This window comes from Streptomyces sp. ISL-43 (genome assembly GCF_018614195.1).
Taxonomy (GTDB): domain Bacteria; phylum Actinomycetota; class Actinomycetes; order Streptomycetales; family Streptomycetaceae; genus Streptomyces.
The window spans coordinates 66,196-81,404 of the sequence record NZ_JAGGOT010000059.1 but is presented as its reverse complement, the minus strand read 5'-3'; the positions used below and the strand labels follow the sequence as shown (position 1 = coordinate 81,404).

Annotated in this window: 15 protein-coding genes and 1 riboswitch; of the genes, 4 read left to right on the top strand and 11 right to left on the bottom strand. The window is 69.5% G+C overall.

The genetic code is table 11. The features are described 5' to 3' along the window. The first annotated feature begins 219 nt into the window (after window positions 1-219). Both J7F03_RS30985 and J7F03_RS30980 read left to right on the top strand, forming a co-directional pair. Window positions 220-1,521 (top strand): sensor histidine kinase, encoded by a 1,302-nt coding sequence (locus J7F03_RS30985; protein WP_214955319.1) that lies wholly within the window; start codon window positions 220-222, stop codon window positions 1,519-1,521. After that, window positions 1,518-2,237, top strand: a complete 720-nt coding sequence (locus J7F03_RS30980; protein WP_374104412.1) for a response regulator — start codon at window positions 1,518-1,520, stop codon at window positions 2,235-2,237. Before J7F03_RS30985 ends, J7F03_RS30980 begins: the two co-directional genes overlap by 4 nt. Before the next feature lie 229 nt (window positions 2,238-2,466). Here the strand turns inward: J7F03_RS30980 and J7F03_RS30975 are convergent, their stop codons facing one another. The 4 genes from J7F03_RS30975 to J7F03_RS30960 all read right to left on the bottom strand — a co-directional run bounded on the left by J7F03_RS30975 (window position 2,467) and on the right by J7F03_RS30960 (window position 4,342). Further along, window positions 2,467-2,868, bottom strand: a complete 402-nt coding sequence (locus J7F03_RS30975; protein ID WP_214955317.1) for a cofilin family protein — start codon at window positions 2,866-2,868, stop codon at window positions 2,467-2,469. Window positions 2,869-2,918: 50 nt separating this feature from the next. Continuing rightward, on the bottom strand, window positions 2,919-3,617 hold the full coding sequence (locus J7F03_RS30970; RefSeq protein ID WP_214955315.1) for a DUF6766 family protein: 699 nt from the start codon (window positions 3,615-3,617) through the stop codon (window positions 2,919-2,921). An 81-nt stretch (window positions 3,618-3,698) separates the two neighbouring features. Further along, entirely contained in the window at window positions 3,699-4,094 is a 396-nt protein-coding gene (locus J7F03_RS30965; protein ID WP_308380026.1) for a hypothetical protein, read from the bottom strand. A 50-nt stretch (window positions 4,095-4,144) separates the two neighbouring features. Beyond that, window positions 4,145-4,342, bottom strand: coding sequence for a hypothetical protein (locus J7F03_RS30960; protein ID WP_214955313.1), 198 nt, complete (start codon window positions 4,340-4,342; stop codon window positions 4,145-4,147). Window positions 4,343-4,735: 393 nt separating this feature from the next. Between J7F03_RS30960 and J7F03_RS30955 the strand changes: the two genes are divergently transcribed. Together J7F03_RS30955 and J7F03_RS30950 are read left to right on the top strand one after the other, a co-directional pair. After that, window positions 4,736-5,479, top strand: a complete 744-nt coding sequence (locus J7F03_RS30955) for a class I SAM-dependent methyltransferase (RefSeq protein ID WP_214955311.1) — start codon at window positions 4,736-4,738, stop codon at window positions 5,477-5,479. A 580-nt stretch (window positions 5,480-6,059) separates the two neighbouring features. Then, complete coding sequence (locus J7F03_RS30950) at window positions 6,060-6,572, top strand: C40 family peptidase (protein ID WP_214955309.1); 513 nt, start codon at window positions 6,060-6,062, stop codon at window positions 6,570-6,572. Window positions 6,573-6,650: 78 nt separating this feature from the next. On the opposite strand, the gene J7F03_RS30945 is transcribed toward J7F03_RS30950, so the two are convergent. From J7F03_RS30945 to J7F03_RS30915, 7 genes are all read right to left on the bottom strand, one after another. Then, on the bottom strand, window positions 6,651-7,865 hold the full coding sequence (locus J7F03_RS30945; RefSeq protein ID WP_214955306.1) for a S8 family peptidase: 1,215 nt from the start codon (window positions 7,863-7,865) through the stop codon (window positions 6,651-6,653). 457 nt (window positions 7,866-8,322) lie between these two features. Then, entirely contained in the window at window positions 8,323-9,786 is a 1,464-nt protein-coding gene (locus J7F03_RS30940; RefSeq protein WP_308380025.1) for an MFS transporter, read from the bottom strand. A gap of 250 nt (window positions 9,787-10,036) precedes the next feature. Continuing rightward, entirely contained in the window at window positions 10,037-10,600 is a 564-nt protein-coding gene (locus J7F03_RS30935) for a hypothetical protein (protein ID WP_214955304.1), read from the bottom strand. Further along, entirely contained in the window at window positions 10,597-11,304 is a 708-nt protein-coding gene (locus tag J7F03_RS30930; protein ID WP_214955302.1) for a (2Fe-2S)-binding protein, read from the bottom strand. The genes J7F03_RS30935 and J7F03_RS30930 overlap by 4 nt, the downstream gene beginning before the upstream one ends. Further along, on the bottom strand, window positions 11,298-12,362 hold the full coding sequence (locus J7F03_RS30925) for an ABC transporter ATP-binding protein (protein ID WP_214955300.1): 1,065 nt from the start codon (window positions 12,360-12,362) through the stop codon (window positions 11,298-11,300). Before J7F03_RS30925 ends, J7F03_RS30930 begins: the two co-directional genes overlap by 7 nt. Then, a complete protein-coding gene (locus J7F03_RS30920; protein WP_214955298.1) occupies window positions 12,359-13,468 on the bottom strand; it encodes an iron ABC transporter permease in 1,110 nt (369 codons plus the stop codon). Before J7F03_RS30920 ends, J7F03_RS30925 begins: the two co-directional genes overlap by 4 nt. Next, entirely contained in the window at window positions 13,465-14,697 is a 1,233-nt protein-coding gene (locus J7F03_RS30915) for an ABC transporter substrate-binding protein (protein ID WP_308380024.1), read from the bottom strand. The genes J7F03_RS30920 and J7F03_RS30915 overlap by 4 nt, the downstream gene beginning before the upstream one ends. A 251-nt stretch (window positions 14,698-14,948) precedes the next feature. Further along, window positions 14,949-15,133, bottom strand: a riboswitch (cobalamin riboswitch). Window positions 15,134-15,209 lie beyond the last annotated feature (76 nt).

Below are 15,209 nucleotides of genomic sequence, written 5' to 3'. Positions count from 1 at the left end.
TCGGCGTTGACGTCGTCCAAGTCGACACCGCCTCGGCCGGCGCCTTGTGATTCGGCGACGTCCCTGTCCCTTGCGTGTTCATCATCCGTCCTTCCGTCAACTGGGCAGGACACGATCCTGGTCTGCGGGGTGTCGGCTGCGCATCGCCGGAAGACGGGAGAAGGTGCTCCCTCGATCGGGGGAGGTCACCGGTGAACCTCCCCGCCATACTGGCCGACTATGATCACGGGAATCCGGTCGCTGCTGCGCGGCTCCACGTATTCGGGTGTGCTGTTCGCCTATTGCGGCGCGTTGGCGAGCCTTCCGCTGCTGCCCTTCGCGCTGCTTCCGGTGCTGGCGTGGGGATCCGCTCCCTATGGAGTGCAGGTCGTCCTGACCCTGCTGGTCTGGGCGGCACTGATCGGCGTGATCGGACTGGCCCGCACCACACGACGGGTGCTGATCGCGTGCGCCCGTCGACTGCTGAGCGTGCCGTTGCCGGATCCGGTGGCCGCACGTCGGCCCGCGAGCTCACCCGGCACTGGGACGGCCCCCGTCGTACAGGCCCCCACCGTGCCTTCCGGCGACGACCGTTGGCGGACTCCGCTCTGGCTGCTGCTGCACGTGGCACTGGGGTGGACGGGGGCGCTGGTGAGCGGCGTGCTGATCGTCGCGGGCCTGGTCCTGCCGGGGAACTGGATCGACGCCGAGGCGGGGGTGAGTCTGTTCGGCTGGTCGGTCCGGGTGACGGACGGCTGGGGCAGCTGGGCGGTGGCGCTCGGCTGCGTGGTGCTCGCGGCGGCTGTGTGCGCGGTGGTGACGAACGCACTGCGGTGGCTGGCGCCAAGGTTGTTGGGGCCTTCGTCGGCCGAGCGGCTCGCGCTGGCGGCCGAGCGGGAGCTGCGGCTGGCCGAACGTAACCGACTGGCCCACGAGTTGCACGACTCGATCGGGCACACGCTGACCGCGACCACGATCCAGGCGGCGGTTGCGGGCGAAGTGCTCTCCGCCGACCCGGCGGCGGCCCGGGCCGCCCTGCGCAGCATCGAGGAGTCGACCCGGGCCGCGCTGGAGGACCTGGACTACGTGCTGGGCGTGCTGCGCGAGGAGAAGGCACAGACAGCGCCGACCCGGACCTTGGCCGACCTGCCCGAGCTGCTGGACCGGTTGCGGCACGCGGGCGCGGTGGTGGAGCCGGAGATGTCGGGCGAGCCGGCGCGGGTCCAGGCGACGCTCTCCCGGGCGGCGTACCGGATCCTCCAGGAGGGTCTGACGAACGCGTTGCGGCACGGGGCGGGCGGTCCGATCGAGGTACGGGTGGCGGCCGCGCCGGACGGGCTGGAGCTCAGCGTGGTCAACCGGACCGGGGCGGGAACGGGTACCGGTACCGGCACGAGCCCGGGTGCCTTCCCGACCTCCGGGCACGGTCTGCCCGGCCTGGCCGAGCGCGTACGGCTGCTGCACGGTGAGATCGAGGCCGGCCCGGACGGGCCGCAGCACTGGCGGTTGACGGTCCGACTGCCGATACGATTGTCCGCGTGATCGGCCCTGACGTGTGCGAAGTCGTCACGACCAGCCCTGACGCGAGCTCAGCTGCCAACACCCCCGTCACACTCCTGATCGCGGACGACGACGAGGTGACCCGCAGTGGTCTACGCACGTTGCTCGCGGCACAGCCCGGGATCGCGGTGATCGGGGAAGCCGCCGACGGCGTTGAAGCGGTCGAGCAGGCTCGGCGGCTGCGGCCGGACGTGGTCCTGATGGATGTGCGGATGCCGCGTCTCAACGGGATCGAGGCCACCCGGCAGCTGCTGGCCGAGTCGGCCGAACCACCGAAGGTCGTGGTGATCACCACCTTCGAGAACGACGGCTACGTCACCGCCGCGCTCAGCGCGGGGGCCAGTGGGTTCGTCCTCAAACGGCTTCCGGTCCGGCAGATCGCGGAGGCAGTGCGGGTGGTGGCGGCTGGGGAGGCGATCCTCTTCCCGACGGCGCTGCGCCGGATGGTCGCCGCCCGCCCGCTCGGTTCCGCCGAGGCGTTGCCCAAGGCAGCACTGACGGGGCGGGAGGAGGAGGTGCTGCGGTCGATGGCCACCGGCCTGTCCAACCCTGAGATCGCCGAGTCGCTCAGGGTGAGCCTGGAAACGGTGAAGACGCATGTCGGGAACGTGCTGACCAAGCTCGGAGCGCAGAACCGGACCCACGCGGTAGTGATCGCGTACGAGTCAGGTCTGGTGACGCCGGGGTTCGCCGGCTGACTCGGCCTGACGTGGCCTGAGCCGGCCCGGCCTGACCTGGCCCGACGGTGGCCTGACTCGGCCTGACCTGGCCTGAGGTTGCCGGGAATGCGACACCCGGCCACCACCACACACTCCCCGACCGGTAGCGCCGGCCCCTGCGACTGCTGCGGCCACCCCACTCCGGCGCGGCCGCCGCACGGAACACTGCGCGGCGGCTGCCGGTGCGCTGGGGCCGGGCCGCAGAACCTCAGCCGTCGAGGCCGACGAGCCTTTGGTACTCCAGATGATCTGTCTGTCTGGCCGTGACGTGGATGTGTACGTCCGCCAGGTGCTCCTTGAGGGCGGTGTAGCCGGCCGTGTAGGCCTCTTCGTGTCCGCCGGCGCCCGGCGGCGTCCAGAAGATCAGCAGCTGTTGGTGCCTGCGAGCGCCTTCCGGGGTGGCGAAGGGCACCTCGTAGACGACCAGGCGCGCCTCGTCCGCGGGCAGGGCCTGAACCAACTCGTCATGGGTCAGATTGCCCTCCACCTCCGGCACCAGCTCACCGGGGGGATCCGCGAAGCGGAAGATCACCGTATTGACCTCCCGCGCCTCCCTCCAGTGCTGGAGGGCGTCAAGACAGCCTTCCGAAAGGCTGATCGGTCTGCTCACGAAAGACCTCGGTTCGCTCATGGCCGGAGCCTGGGGATCATCACAGGGGTTCAGCCTTCCACGCCCGTGGCAGTGTGTGGTGCACCGACGGGCTTGGACTCGGGGGATCCTCGCTGGCGCAGGTAGACGGAGAGGATGGCCATGGCGGCCACCGCCAGGAGTTCGGACTGCCAGTTCTGCAGCGAGCGGTCCCAGAAGTCGGCCGAACCCAGGTAGGCGACCCAGGAAATGGGGGGCTGGAGCCGGCGCAGTTGCTGCTCGTCGTAGGCGGCGGTCCCGGCGATGGACTGGGCGAGCCAGGACAGGAGGAACAGCAGGGCCATCACGGTCCCCAGGGAGCGCGAGTACAGGTTCTGCCGCCAGTCCTTCGTGCCGGCCCAGCGGGGTGAGCCAGCACGGGCGTGGTCGCCGACGCGCTGCTCCTGGTCGCTTTCGGTTCCCGCCTTGTGGAGTTCCTTGGATTCGGGTGATCCGCGTTGGAGGAGCCAGACGGTGCCGAAGATGTAGAGGAAGAACTGCAAGAACTCCGACTGCCAGTTCTCGGTGACGTCGACGGCGAAGTCCGATGACATCAGGTACTCCCCGACCGTCAGCTGCTGCAGCCCGTCGACGGCGAGGTCTTCGTTGAAGGCCGCGTGCCCCGCGAGTGCCTGACCGGCCAGGACGAGGAGGAACGCGCCCCCGAAGGCGAGGGTGAGGCTGTTGTCGCGCCAGAAGCCATCCTCGCGGTTCTCCCGCCCGCCGCTCACCGGTCCAGCGCTCCGATCATGATGAAGTAACCCAGCCCGCACAGGACCGTCGCCAAGCAGGCGATGAAGAGGAAGCGCACGTCAGCCGCCCTTCAGCGAGCACCGGTAGGGCTGATCGCCCTGCGGTGTGCAGCCCGCGGCGACCACTTTCCAGCCGCCGGTGAACTGCGACAGGAACAGGGTGTCGTTCAGCAGGCGCAGCAGAGCCTGCCGCCCGTAGACCTCCGTGCCGCGCACCTGGCCGGCTTGCGGCAGTTCCTGGCCCTGCAGGGCGGGAGCGCACGGCTTGTGCCGGTCCTCTTCGAGCTGCTGCCGGGTCTGCGGTGCCAGCAGCGCACATGCCCGTACGTAGTCCGCGCCCGCGAGCGCCTGCTCGAAGGCCCGGCCTGCCTGTCTGGCACCTTCCAGCCGGGGTGCGGGTGCCCCGCACCCGCACAGCGCCGCCGCCACCGAAAAGGCCGCCACCGCCGTCAGCACCGGACTACGGAGCTGCGTGGCACGCCGGAGCCGGAGCCTGTAAGGGTCTGTCACTGGCCGGCCGCGCTCGGTACGGCGAGCGGAACACGCGAGGCCTTCTTCTTCTCGGCTTCGAGCTGCTCGCCGAGCTCGGTGAGCCGCCGGCGTCCCATGGACTTGCGGATGTCGGAGAAGCAGTCCCGCTCGAACTGTTCGAACGGCTTCTCGACCCTCTTGTGGTCCTCGCGCAGCAGCACGATCGCGTCCATGTCCGTCTCCTCCACCGTGGCGTGCGGACGACCGGTACCAGCCGGGCACGGACACCACCATCGCTCCGCAGACCGGGAAGTCCCCCGCTTCCGGCACTGGACACACAGGAGACCGCCCGCCCGGACCAGCGCTTCCCGCATCGCGGCTGGAATCGCCCGGACGCGGACGCGCGAGCGTGGGCGGCGGCACGGGCATCTGGATGTCGGTGGCCCCGCCGACGCTCGACCCGTACGCCCGCCCGTACAGGAGGCCGGGACGACGTCCGGATCTTTGTGGCTTCTGCCAGTACGGCGGTCGGCCGGGGTGCGGGAAGACTGCCCGTCAGAGGCCGCGGTGCGCCCCGGTGGCGGGGCCGAGGCCAAGGACACGACGAAGCACAGGGGGACAGCACGATGAGCGTGCAGCAGTACGACGAGATCGGCGAGGCGTTCGAGGGCTTCAAGGCCCTGCCGCTGGCGCAGTACGGGGAGGTGCCCAGCTTCCTGGCCATGGTCGGGGACGTGCGCGGCAAGTCGGTCCTCGACCTGGCCTCCGGCACCGGCTTCTACAGCAGGGAGTTCAAGCGGCGCGGCGCCGCGGACGTGTTCGGAGTCGACATCTCCGGTGAAATGATCGCCGTGGCACAGGCGTTCGAGGAGCGCGATCCACTGGGTGTGCGCTACGAGGTGGGCGACGTGGCCGAACTCAACGCCCTTGAGCTGCAGTTCGACGTCGCCGTGGCAGTCCAGCTGCTCAACTACGCGGAGGACGTCGCCGCCATGGATCGGATGTGCCGCAACGTGCACCGGAGCCTGGCGCCCGGCGCCGAGTTCTTCCTGCTCAACCAGACACCGGACTACCGCTTCGACGGGCCACCCCTGGACAAGTACGGCTTTCGCGCCGCGCTGACCGGCGAGAAGGCCGAAACCGGACCGCGAGTCCGGATCACGGCGCTGCTCGACCCCCAGCCGATCGAGTTCGAAACCAACTGCCCGCGCCGCGAGGTCTACGAAGAGTCTCTGCGGGCGGCCGGATTCAGCGAGGTGACCTGGGTCCCGCTGGAGGTCTCCGACGCCGGCGTACGCAAGTTCGGTGCGGACTTCTGGGCGGACTTCCTCGACAACCCGCCGCTGCAGATGCTGCGCTGCCGAGCCTGACGAACGACCGGACATCCTGGGCCGGCCCGACCTGAAACTAGCCGAACGGGGGCTGGATCTCAGGAAGTTGACCCGGGCCCCGGCGCCGCTCAGTCGTATCGACAAGCAGCCTGTGCATTTCCCGTGCCCCAAAGGGGCACGGGGCTGTGACGTCCCTAATGGTCCTGCCTCACCTCAGCGACGATCCTGACGCTCTGCTCGACGCGCTCGCGGCGCCGACGAAGACCTCCTCGACTCGCCGAGAGCGGAGTTCACTCGCCTTGCGGACTTCGTCCAGGTCGAGCCCGAACAGGCGGCGCGTGCGGCACAGCCGAAGCCTTGCCGCGAAACGCACTCCCAAGCAGACCAAGATCCGGGCCAGTTGCCGACGCGATCCGCGGACGGGTCATGCCAGGTGATTTGCATATGTTCGCGGATCTGTTGCAGAACCGATACATCTAACCCCGCCTCCAGAAGTGAATTTCGGACGGTATAGGAGAAAACTGGTCGGCCATTACGCCCCAGGAGTCACGACATTGAAAGCAGGATCTCCACAGGTGTCCGATCGACCGTTGCCGCATCCGAACGCGGAGGTACCACGATGTCCGTCGTCAGGACCCAATCCGAATCCCGTAAGGCCCGACAGGCTCACCGACTTGTTCGCCGCCCTACCGGATTCGACCCTCCCAGCGTCATTCTGCTGCTCTGCCTCTTGACCACCAGTACGCTGGTCGGCCCCGTGTCACCCGCCAACGCGGCCACGTCGTACGGCGTCAGAGCGGTGGCCGTGGCCGCCTCCAAGGAAGGCGCACCGTATGCCCCCGGCGCAACAGGACCAAACCAGTTCGACTGCTCAGGCCTGACGCTCTATTCATTCCAAAGAGCCGGCAGACAGCTGCCCCGTACCGCCGAGCAGCAGTACGAGCACACCTCTCGCATTCCCCGGAACGAACGGGCATTGGGTGACCTGGTGTTCTTTCCCAGGGGCTCGACTGTGGAACATGTAGGCATCTACGCCGGCCACAACAAGATCTGGCACGCGCCCCACCCGGGTGCCAGGGTACGGCTGGAACGGATCTGGAGCAGGAACGTCCGCTACGGACGCGCCAGTTGACCTCTTGGGAAATCGCCGCCGGGGCCGCCGCACCCCCCTCAGGTGCGACGGCCCCGGCGCGTTCACGGGTGGCCACGCCTACTGCGCGGACACCTTCAGCAGCTTGTTCGGGGTTCCGCTGCTCGGGTTGGTGATCTTCCCCGCGGTCGCCCCCGCGGTCAGGGCCTGTGCGACCTGCGCGGGCGACGCGTCCTTGTGTCCGGCAAGGTAGAGAGCCGCCGCTCCGACCACGTGCGGGGTGGCCATCGAGGTGCCGGAGATGGTCTTCGTGCCGCTGTCACTGTCGTTCCAGGCCGAGGTGATGTCCGAGCCGGGTGCGTAAAGATCCACGACCGAGCCGAAGTTGGAGAATGAGGACTGCGAGTCGTCGGCCGTGCTGGAGGCCACCGTGACGGCCTCCGGGACCCGCGAGGGAGAGCCCTGCCCGGCGTCGGTGGACTCGTTGCCCGCCGCGACGGCGAAGGTGACACCAGCGGCTATCGACCGGCGTACCGCCTCGTCGAGCGCCTCATCCGCGCCGCCGCCGAGGCTCATGTTGGCCACCGAGGGCCCGGCGTGGTGCTGCGTCACCCAGTCGATGCCCGCCACGACCTGCTCGGTGGTGCCGGACCCGTTGTCGTCGAGCACACGGACGGCGACGACCTTGGCCTTCTTGGCCACCCCATGCGAGGTGCCCGCGATGGTCCCGGCGACGTGCGTGCCGTGCCCGTTGCCGTCGTCGGCGCTCTGGTCGTTGTCCACCGCGTCGAAGCCGTGCGCGGCCCGGCCGCCGAAGTCCTTGTGGCTGATCCGCACGCCGGTGTCGATGACGTAGGCCGTGACACCCTCCCCACCCGCGTCGGGGTACGTGTACTTCTTGTCCGCCGCCGTCTCCGTCTGGTCGATGCGGTCGAGGCCCCACGACGGAGGGTTGTCCTGGGTGCTGTTGATGGAGAACTTCTTGTTCTGGACGACCTTGCCTACGGCCGGGTCGGCGGCCAGGCGCTTGGCGTCGGTCTCCGAAAGCCCTGTTGCGGAGAAACCGTTGACCGCGGACGTGTAGGTGCGCTTCAGGTCGCCGCCGTACTTCTTGGCGAGCGCCCGCTTGTCCGCGTCCTTGTCGAGTATGACGATGTAGCTGCCGCTGAGCGCACCTGGTGCGCCGAGCCCGTACACCGTTCCCTCGGCCGGAGTGTTCGCGCCGGCGAGAGGGGACAACAGCACGCAGACACCGGTTGCAGTGGCGACTCCCGTGGCCACTGCAAGGACCCGGAAGCCGCGTGAACGAGTGCGTGCGTGCTTGTGAGTTGACATGGAAGGAGTGCTCCTTGTGTTGACGTGTGGGGCGTCAAGGCATGCTGCGTGAGCCCTCCGGAGCCGGAAGATCTCCGGGGGGTCAGCTCGAAACCCTGACCGATTACCGGAGTTGATTCAAGGCCGCCTCAGGCGTCAGCGTTATTCAACAAGGTTTCTTAAAGAGACCTCCTCGCCAGCCCCTCGGAATGACCACACTCTTCGAACCACCCACACATACACGTCACTTCCCGATGCAGTCGCGAACACACGCCTGAAGCAATGCGCGTTGGTCGCGTGGGTACGGGCATCAGGCCCAGCCGGGGACCGGTTCCTGAGCCCTGATCGCGGAGCGCCCCGAAGCTGACGTGGACGCGCAGCAGCAGGCTCCGGCCCGTCGCTTCCCACGGCCTCCTCGAGGACACGCGCCACACCGAAGCCGACATGCGGGAGGCGTCCGGGCAGATCCTGAACGCCGTCAGCAGCGACGGGTCTGGTACGGCACGGGGGCGGGTACCGGCTCGGGCGGCGTCGGGCACCGGCTCAAGGCGACGAGGAAGGTCAGCGCGATTCCGCCGGCCACGACGAAGAGCGTCGTGCTGATCCCGTCGGCGGTGGCGATGCGAAGCGGTTCACCGGAGAGGCCGTCAAGGCCGGCAGTCGCCACCAGGACGAGGACAGCGAGGCCGACGGCCGCGCCCACGCCTGAGCCCGTGGAGGCGATGCCGGAGGCGATTCCTTGTTGTCGGTCGGAGATTCCGGTGGCGGCGGCGATGAACATGGCGGTGAAGACCACCCCGTCGCCGATGCTGAGCGCCACAAGGCCGGGGATGAGTTCGGTGTATGTGCCGTTCGGCGAGATCGCGAGGCCGAGTGCGACCGCACCGAGCCCGCCGACGGCGAGGGCCGCGGCCAGCGTGCGCCTGAGCCCGAAGCGCGTCACGAACTGGCCCGCGGTTGCCGAACCGGCCACCACCACTGCCGTGGGGATGAGGAAGCCGGCACCGGTCTGCAAAGCGTCGTAGCCCAAAACCTCCTGGAAGTAGAGGGACAGGAAGTAGAGCACGGAGCCGAAAGTCGCCATGAACATGAAAGCGATGACAACGCCGGTGATCAGGTTGGGATTGGAGAGCAGCCGGGGCGGCATGAGCGGGTCGGAGCTGCGCCGCTCGATGACGGCGAAGGCTCCGATCAGCAGGAGACCCGCCGCTGCGCTCACCAGGATGCCCGGCGAAAGCCAGCCCGATCCAGGGCCCCGCACGAGGGCGAACACAATGAGCGTGACGCCGAGAGAGATGCTGAGCGCACCGGGCAGGTCGAACTTGCGGCCCTTCTCTCGTTCACCATCCCGGGGGATCACTACGAAGGCGAGCAGCAGCGCAGGGCCGGCCAGGGCGACGTTGACGAAGAAGACCGCTTCCCAGCCGAACGCCTGCGTCAGAAGGCCGCCGAGCAGCACACCGATGACGAGTCCTGCCGCGCCCGACCCTCCCCAGATCCCCAGCGCGCGGTTGCGGGCGCGGCCTTCGACAAAGGTGGTGTTGACGAGTGCCAGGGTGGTGGGGAAGACGAGGGCTCCGCCGAGACCTTGGACCGCGCGGGCGGCGAGGAGCATTCCGGGGCCGGTCGCGAGTCCTCCCACGAGCGCCGCCCCGGCATAGAGTGCGAGGCCCGTAGCCAGGATGCGGCGTCGTCCGAGCAGGTCCGCGGCACGCCCACCGAACAGGAGGAAGCCGGCCGAGGCTACCGCATAGGCGCTGATGACCGACTGGAGCGTCTGGGCGGAATAGCCGAGATCTCGGGCGATGTCGGGGAGCGCCACGACCACGATGTACTGGTCGAGCGAAACGATCAGCATGGCGAAGGACAGGAGCGCCAGCGTCGCTGTCTCACGGTTCCAACCGAGGCTGCGGGGCGCGGGCCATTGCTCTTCCGGTCCCACGGCAGCACTCCTGATGATCGGTCAAATCCGCGCTTACAGCCTGCCGGGAAGGTCCGTCCGATGCGGGGCGGGCAGGTCGGCCCCGCCGAGAAGGACGGTTGCCAAGACCCTATACAGATCGGCCTCACCCACCCCGTCAACGACCCACACGGACGGTGCTCACGCACCCGGTCTTCGAGGCCGTCTCACTTGGCAATCCTGGGGGTAGCAGATCCGGGTGGAAGCGATGCCCGGGACTGCCCGCTCCCGCTCATCGTCCGCTGTGGCCGAAGCCTCTGCCCGTACGGTCGAGTGGGTCGCCCGGCAGGCCGAGGAAACGAGCGCGCAGTGTGTCCCACGCGGCGAGGCGGCCGAAGTCCGGGGTGTCCCGGATGCCTTGGCGGTCGGTGAGGAAGGGGTTGGGCAGCAGGACCGTCATCATCTGTTCGTCACGCCCGTTGAACAGGCGCAACCCCCAGCTGGTGGGGGTTCCGGCGGAGCCGATGCTGCGGTAGAGCTCGGCGCGGGAGCAGCGGCGGATGCGGCCGAGTTCGGGGCCGGAGGCGGTGTGTTCTCCGATGCAGAGGTGGAAGTGCCAGGCGCCGAAGTCGATGGTGGCGTATCCGTCGTTCACGGTGATGGCGGTCGGCGCACAGGGGGCTCCGACTTCCCAGGCGGCGCCTTCGATGATGGGTCCGAAGTTGATCTGCTGCCAGTGGTCGGTGAAGACGGTGGTGATGAGGTCGAGGAGGGTGTCCTCGTCGGTGGGCAGGGGCCACACGTGTTGGATGCCGCCGCCCGGGGTGTCGAGGATGGCCGGTTCGGTTGTGGTCATGCGGTTGTTTCCTTCTGGTTGAGGACGCAGTCGCCGCAGGTGCCGGCGCCGGGGACCCGGTAGTACAGGCAGCAGCTGCGGCGACGGAAGCCGATCGCCCCGCCGGGAGCCGTGTCGAACGCGCCGGCGCCGGCCAGCGGTGCCTGTTCGAGGAGGCCGCGGGCGAGGGGTGTGACCTGGTACGGGGCGTGCGGGGCGCGGGCGAGCAGGACACGGAGAGCTCCGACCAGCGCGGATGCGGCGTTGCCGCGCAGGGTGTGCGGAGACACGCCGCACACCCGGTGCATGGCATCGGAGAGCGGCATCAGGTTCTGCACGGCGACCGTTTCGTGCAGCGCCTCTGCCGGTTTCCGGGGAAGGTCGCGCACTTCGGGGAGCCAGAGGTCGACGGGTCCGGTGCGTGCCTGACGCCACCACAGCCGGTCCGGGCCCAGATCGGGGACGCGGCCGGTCAGTGCCGTGCAGGCGAGCGCGACCGACCAGAGCCGGGACGCCGTCCCCAGATGCAGGGTGGAGGCGGCCACGCGTCGCTGGCCGGTGCCGAGGCGCTGCGCCACCGCCTGTACGTACCCTTCGAGCGCGCTGCGATCCGTGTACAGGTCGGCCAGCGGCCTGAAGCCGGCACTGTCGCCGCGCGGCCCGGCGGTCACGGCGAAGTACGGACCGATGGCGGCGACTTGCGCCAGGACTCCGGAGGTCACCATGCGCGCACCGCCCGGGCCAGCTCGTGAAAGCTGCGGGTGCGCACGACGGTGTGCGGCCCGCGCAGTGTCAGCCCGCCCTCCGCGTCGGCGCTCACCTGCGCCTCCCCGCCAGGCCCGGCCTCCCGGACCGCCAGCCCTTCACGGGCGAGGGCGCGTTCCAGGAGCGGCAGCAGCTCCGGCGGGGCGTCCACCGCCACGGACGCCCGCGAGGGGCGGCGCAGCCCGAAGCTTCCCGAGAGCGGATCGAAGGCCAGATGGTCGGCGTCGAAGGCCGCGCCGACCGCCCCTGTACGGATCAGGTCCTCGGGCGCCCCTGTGTGCACGCGGGAGTCGCGGTCGACGAGCCAGACCGCGTCGGCGACCCGAAGGGCGAGCTCCAGGTCGTGCGTACTGACCACCACCGTCAGGCCCTTGTCCCGGGCGAGATCGCGCAGCAGTACCGTCAGCGCCACCCGCGAGGGCACGTCGAGGAATGCCGTCGGCTCGTCGAGCAGGACGACCTCGGGCTCCTGGGCCAGGGCCCGGGCGGTCAGAACGCGCTGGCGCTCGCCGTCGGACAGCTCCGCGGCGGGCCGGTCGGCAAGATGACCCGCACCCACCGCCTCCAGCGCCCACTGGACCGCCGCGTGGTCGGCCGGTGTGAGGCGCCCGGTGAAACCGGTGTGCGGGTGGCGGCCGAGAGAGACCAGCTCACGAGCGGAGAGCAGTCCCGCGTCGATGCGGTCGGTGAGGACGACGGCCAGGCGCCGGGCGAGGGCCGCGGGTGGCTGGTGCTCGATACTGTCTCCGCTCAGGCGGATGTGCCCGGACAGCGGCGGGAGCAGCCCGCACAGAGTGCGCAGCAATGTCGATTTACCGGCGCCGTTGGGGCCGAGCAGCACGGTGAGCTCGCCCGCCCGGGCTACGAGGTCGAGGCCCGACAGCACGGCACGCCGCGTGCCGCGCCCCCACGGGGACCGGGAGCGGTAGCCGACGCTGAGGCCTCGGGTGGCCAGACCTCGCGGGGCGGCCTCCGTGGCGGTCCGTCCGCCGGCGGCCAGAGAAGTGACGTCCGTCATGAGGTCACCCCCTGTACTCCGCGGCGGCTGCGGATCAGGAACGTGATGACCACCGGGGCTCCGAACAGAGACGTGATCGCGTTCAACGGCAGCACGGAGTCCATTCCGGGCGGCTGGCTCAGCAACGCGCAGGCCAGGGCGAGGAACGCCCCCGCGAGCATCGACGCCGGTATGAGAGCACGGTGATCGGAGGTCCCCAGGGCTACCCGCGTCAGATGCGGCACGGCCAGACCGAGGAACGCGACCGGGCCGCAGAACGCGGTCGCGGACCCGGCCAGCAGGGACGTACCCAGCAGGGCGAGATCCCGGCTGCGACGCACGTTCAGGCCCATCGTCCGGGCGTAGTCCTCACCGAGCAGCAGCGCGTTCAGGCGCTTGGCACTCAGCAGCGCGACCAGCAGGCCCGCGCCGATCACGGGCAGCATCACGGCGAGGTCGGGCCAGGTCGTGGCGCTGAAACTGCCCAGTCCCCACATGAGGAACTGCTGGGCGCGTTCGGGCCGGGCGTACACCAGCATCACACTGACCACCGCTGTCGCGGCAGAACCGATCATCACGCCGATGACCAGCAGGGTGACGGCGGACCGCACCCATCGCGACAGCAACAGGACAAGGGCGAGTACACACCCCGCGCCGAGCGAGGCTGCCAGGACCACGCCCACGCGGCCCAGTCCGGCCAGATCCCCGGTGAAGCCGCCGGCCACCCCACCGGTGCTGACGACCACACCGGCCACGCCCATGCCGGCGCCCGAACTCACCCCGAGGGAGAACGGGTCGGCCAGCGCGTTGCGGAACAGGGTTTGCATCTGCACGCCGGCCACGGCCAGGGCGGCTCCGACGGCGGTGGCCGTGAGCGCGCGAGGCAGCCGAACCTCCTCGACGATGACGGCCCATCTCGGGTCACTGCCGTCGGCGCCGAGCAGGACCCGGACCACCTCGGTGAGAGGCACCTGGTAGGAGCCGGTCGCGATGGTCAGGACGAACAGCGCGGCCGTGCCGGCCGCGAGGACACCGACCACGGCCAGGCGCCTGCGACCCGGCCTGGCACCCGCCGTGTCCGGGACGGGCGGTGCCGGTGCGGGAAGGGTCGCGGTCGACGTGCTCACGTTCTCGGGACCTTGGTGTAGAAGGTGAAGGTGTGGTCCTTGGCCTGGTCCGGGTGGAGGAGGGCGAAGATATCCGCGAGTACCAGGTCCGGGCGCAGCACACCGCGTTCGAAGTAGTCGTTGCCCCCTTCGGGACCGAGTGCCTTGGTGTTCGTCCAGACCTCGCCGGCCGACACTGCCTTCAACTCTCCGTACCGACGGTCGGCCTTGACCGGGTCGGCGGTGGACGCCCACTTCTCGCCGACGAGCCAGACCGGTGCGTCACCGCCCTTGGCGTAGACGGCCTCGAAGTTCAACTGGAGGTTACCGGTGCCCGGATCGTCCGCCCACGGATACGTACCGCCGGCGTCCTTGATCAGCTTTCCGGCGTAGCTGCCGCCGGGCGCCATGTTCCAGGTTCCCTGGTACATGGTTCCGGGCAGCACCTGGACCGGCTTGCCCGCGGTCACGGCCGCGGCCGCCCTGGCGGCCACCTTGCCGTAGTCGCCCTCGATCGTGTCGAACACCTCGCCCGCGCGCTTCTCCGCCCCGGTGAGCGCGGCCATCGCCTTGACCCACTCGGCCCGGCCGAGCGGACTGGACTCCAGCCACTCGGCGTTGGCGACGACGGCGATGCCCGCCTGCCGCAGCTTCGGGTACTGAGGATCGTCGGTACCTTGCGTCATCAGCACGTCCGGCTTGGCCCCGATCACCAACTCGGCGTTCAGCGTGCGGTCCTTCGCGTACTCGACGACCTTGCCGGACGCGACGCGCTCACGCACCTCGGCCGAACTGATGTGCTTGGACCCGGCCACACCGGTCAGCACGTCCAGGGTGCCGGTCTCGGACAGCAGCGGCAGGTGGGTGGTCGAGGCGGAGTACAGGCTCTTCACCGGGGTGGTGACCTGCTGGGCGCCGGCCAGGTCGCCGGTGAGCTCCGGCTTGGGCGCTCCGCACTTGACCAGCACGTACGACTCGGGCCTGCCCTTCGGATAGGGCTCGTTGACAGTCAATACCTGGTAGCTCTTCTCGTACCGGAGGGAGAAGTTCTTGGCATGCTTCAGCGTCGACTTGACCGGAAAGTAGTCCTTGCCCGGGTCGTAGTCGGTGATGCAGCCGTCGCCCGCGGCCCCGGCGGCCTTGGAGTCGGCGGGGCGGCCCACGTCGCCGTCACCGCACGCGGTGAGCGCGAGCAGCGTCGCGAGAGCGGCGGCCGGACGGCGGACGGGCATGGCTGGTCGTACGGGCACAACGGCTCCTGAAGGCGTGCGTCGAGCGCGCACCGGCTCACCGGGGCGCGTGGAAAGGCAGCCGACCGACGGGGGTCAGCGCTGGAACGGGAGGGGAACTCCGGGGCGAGAGAAGGGTCTTCAGCGCCCGGACGAAAGAACCGGGACAGCGCGCCGGCTCAGCGATCCCTCATGGCCGTCCGACAGGGCAGAACTCACACAAGCACGCGGGCACACGAGTGCCACCGTCCTCCCTCGGGGAAATCCGCCCCGGTACATTGAGGTGCGACGGCGTGAGTCTCCTGACTCGGGATCGACGCTTCTCCGGCCTTCCCACCCCAACGGGCGGTGGCTATGGCGGAGTCGCTCCCCCTACACAGTGGCGGTACCGTGCCGGAATCTCACCGGCTTCCTCGTTCCGCCGTCGCTTTGACGGACCGAAGCATCCCAGATCAACACACCACCACGCCAGCCCGACGACTGTGCGACAAACCACAGGACAGCCACTTGGATCGTCGGGATCCGAAGAGCAG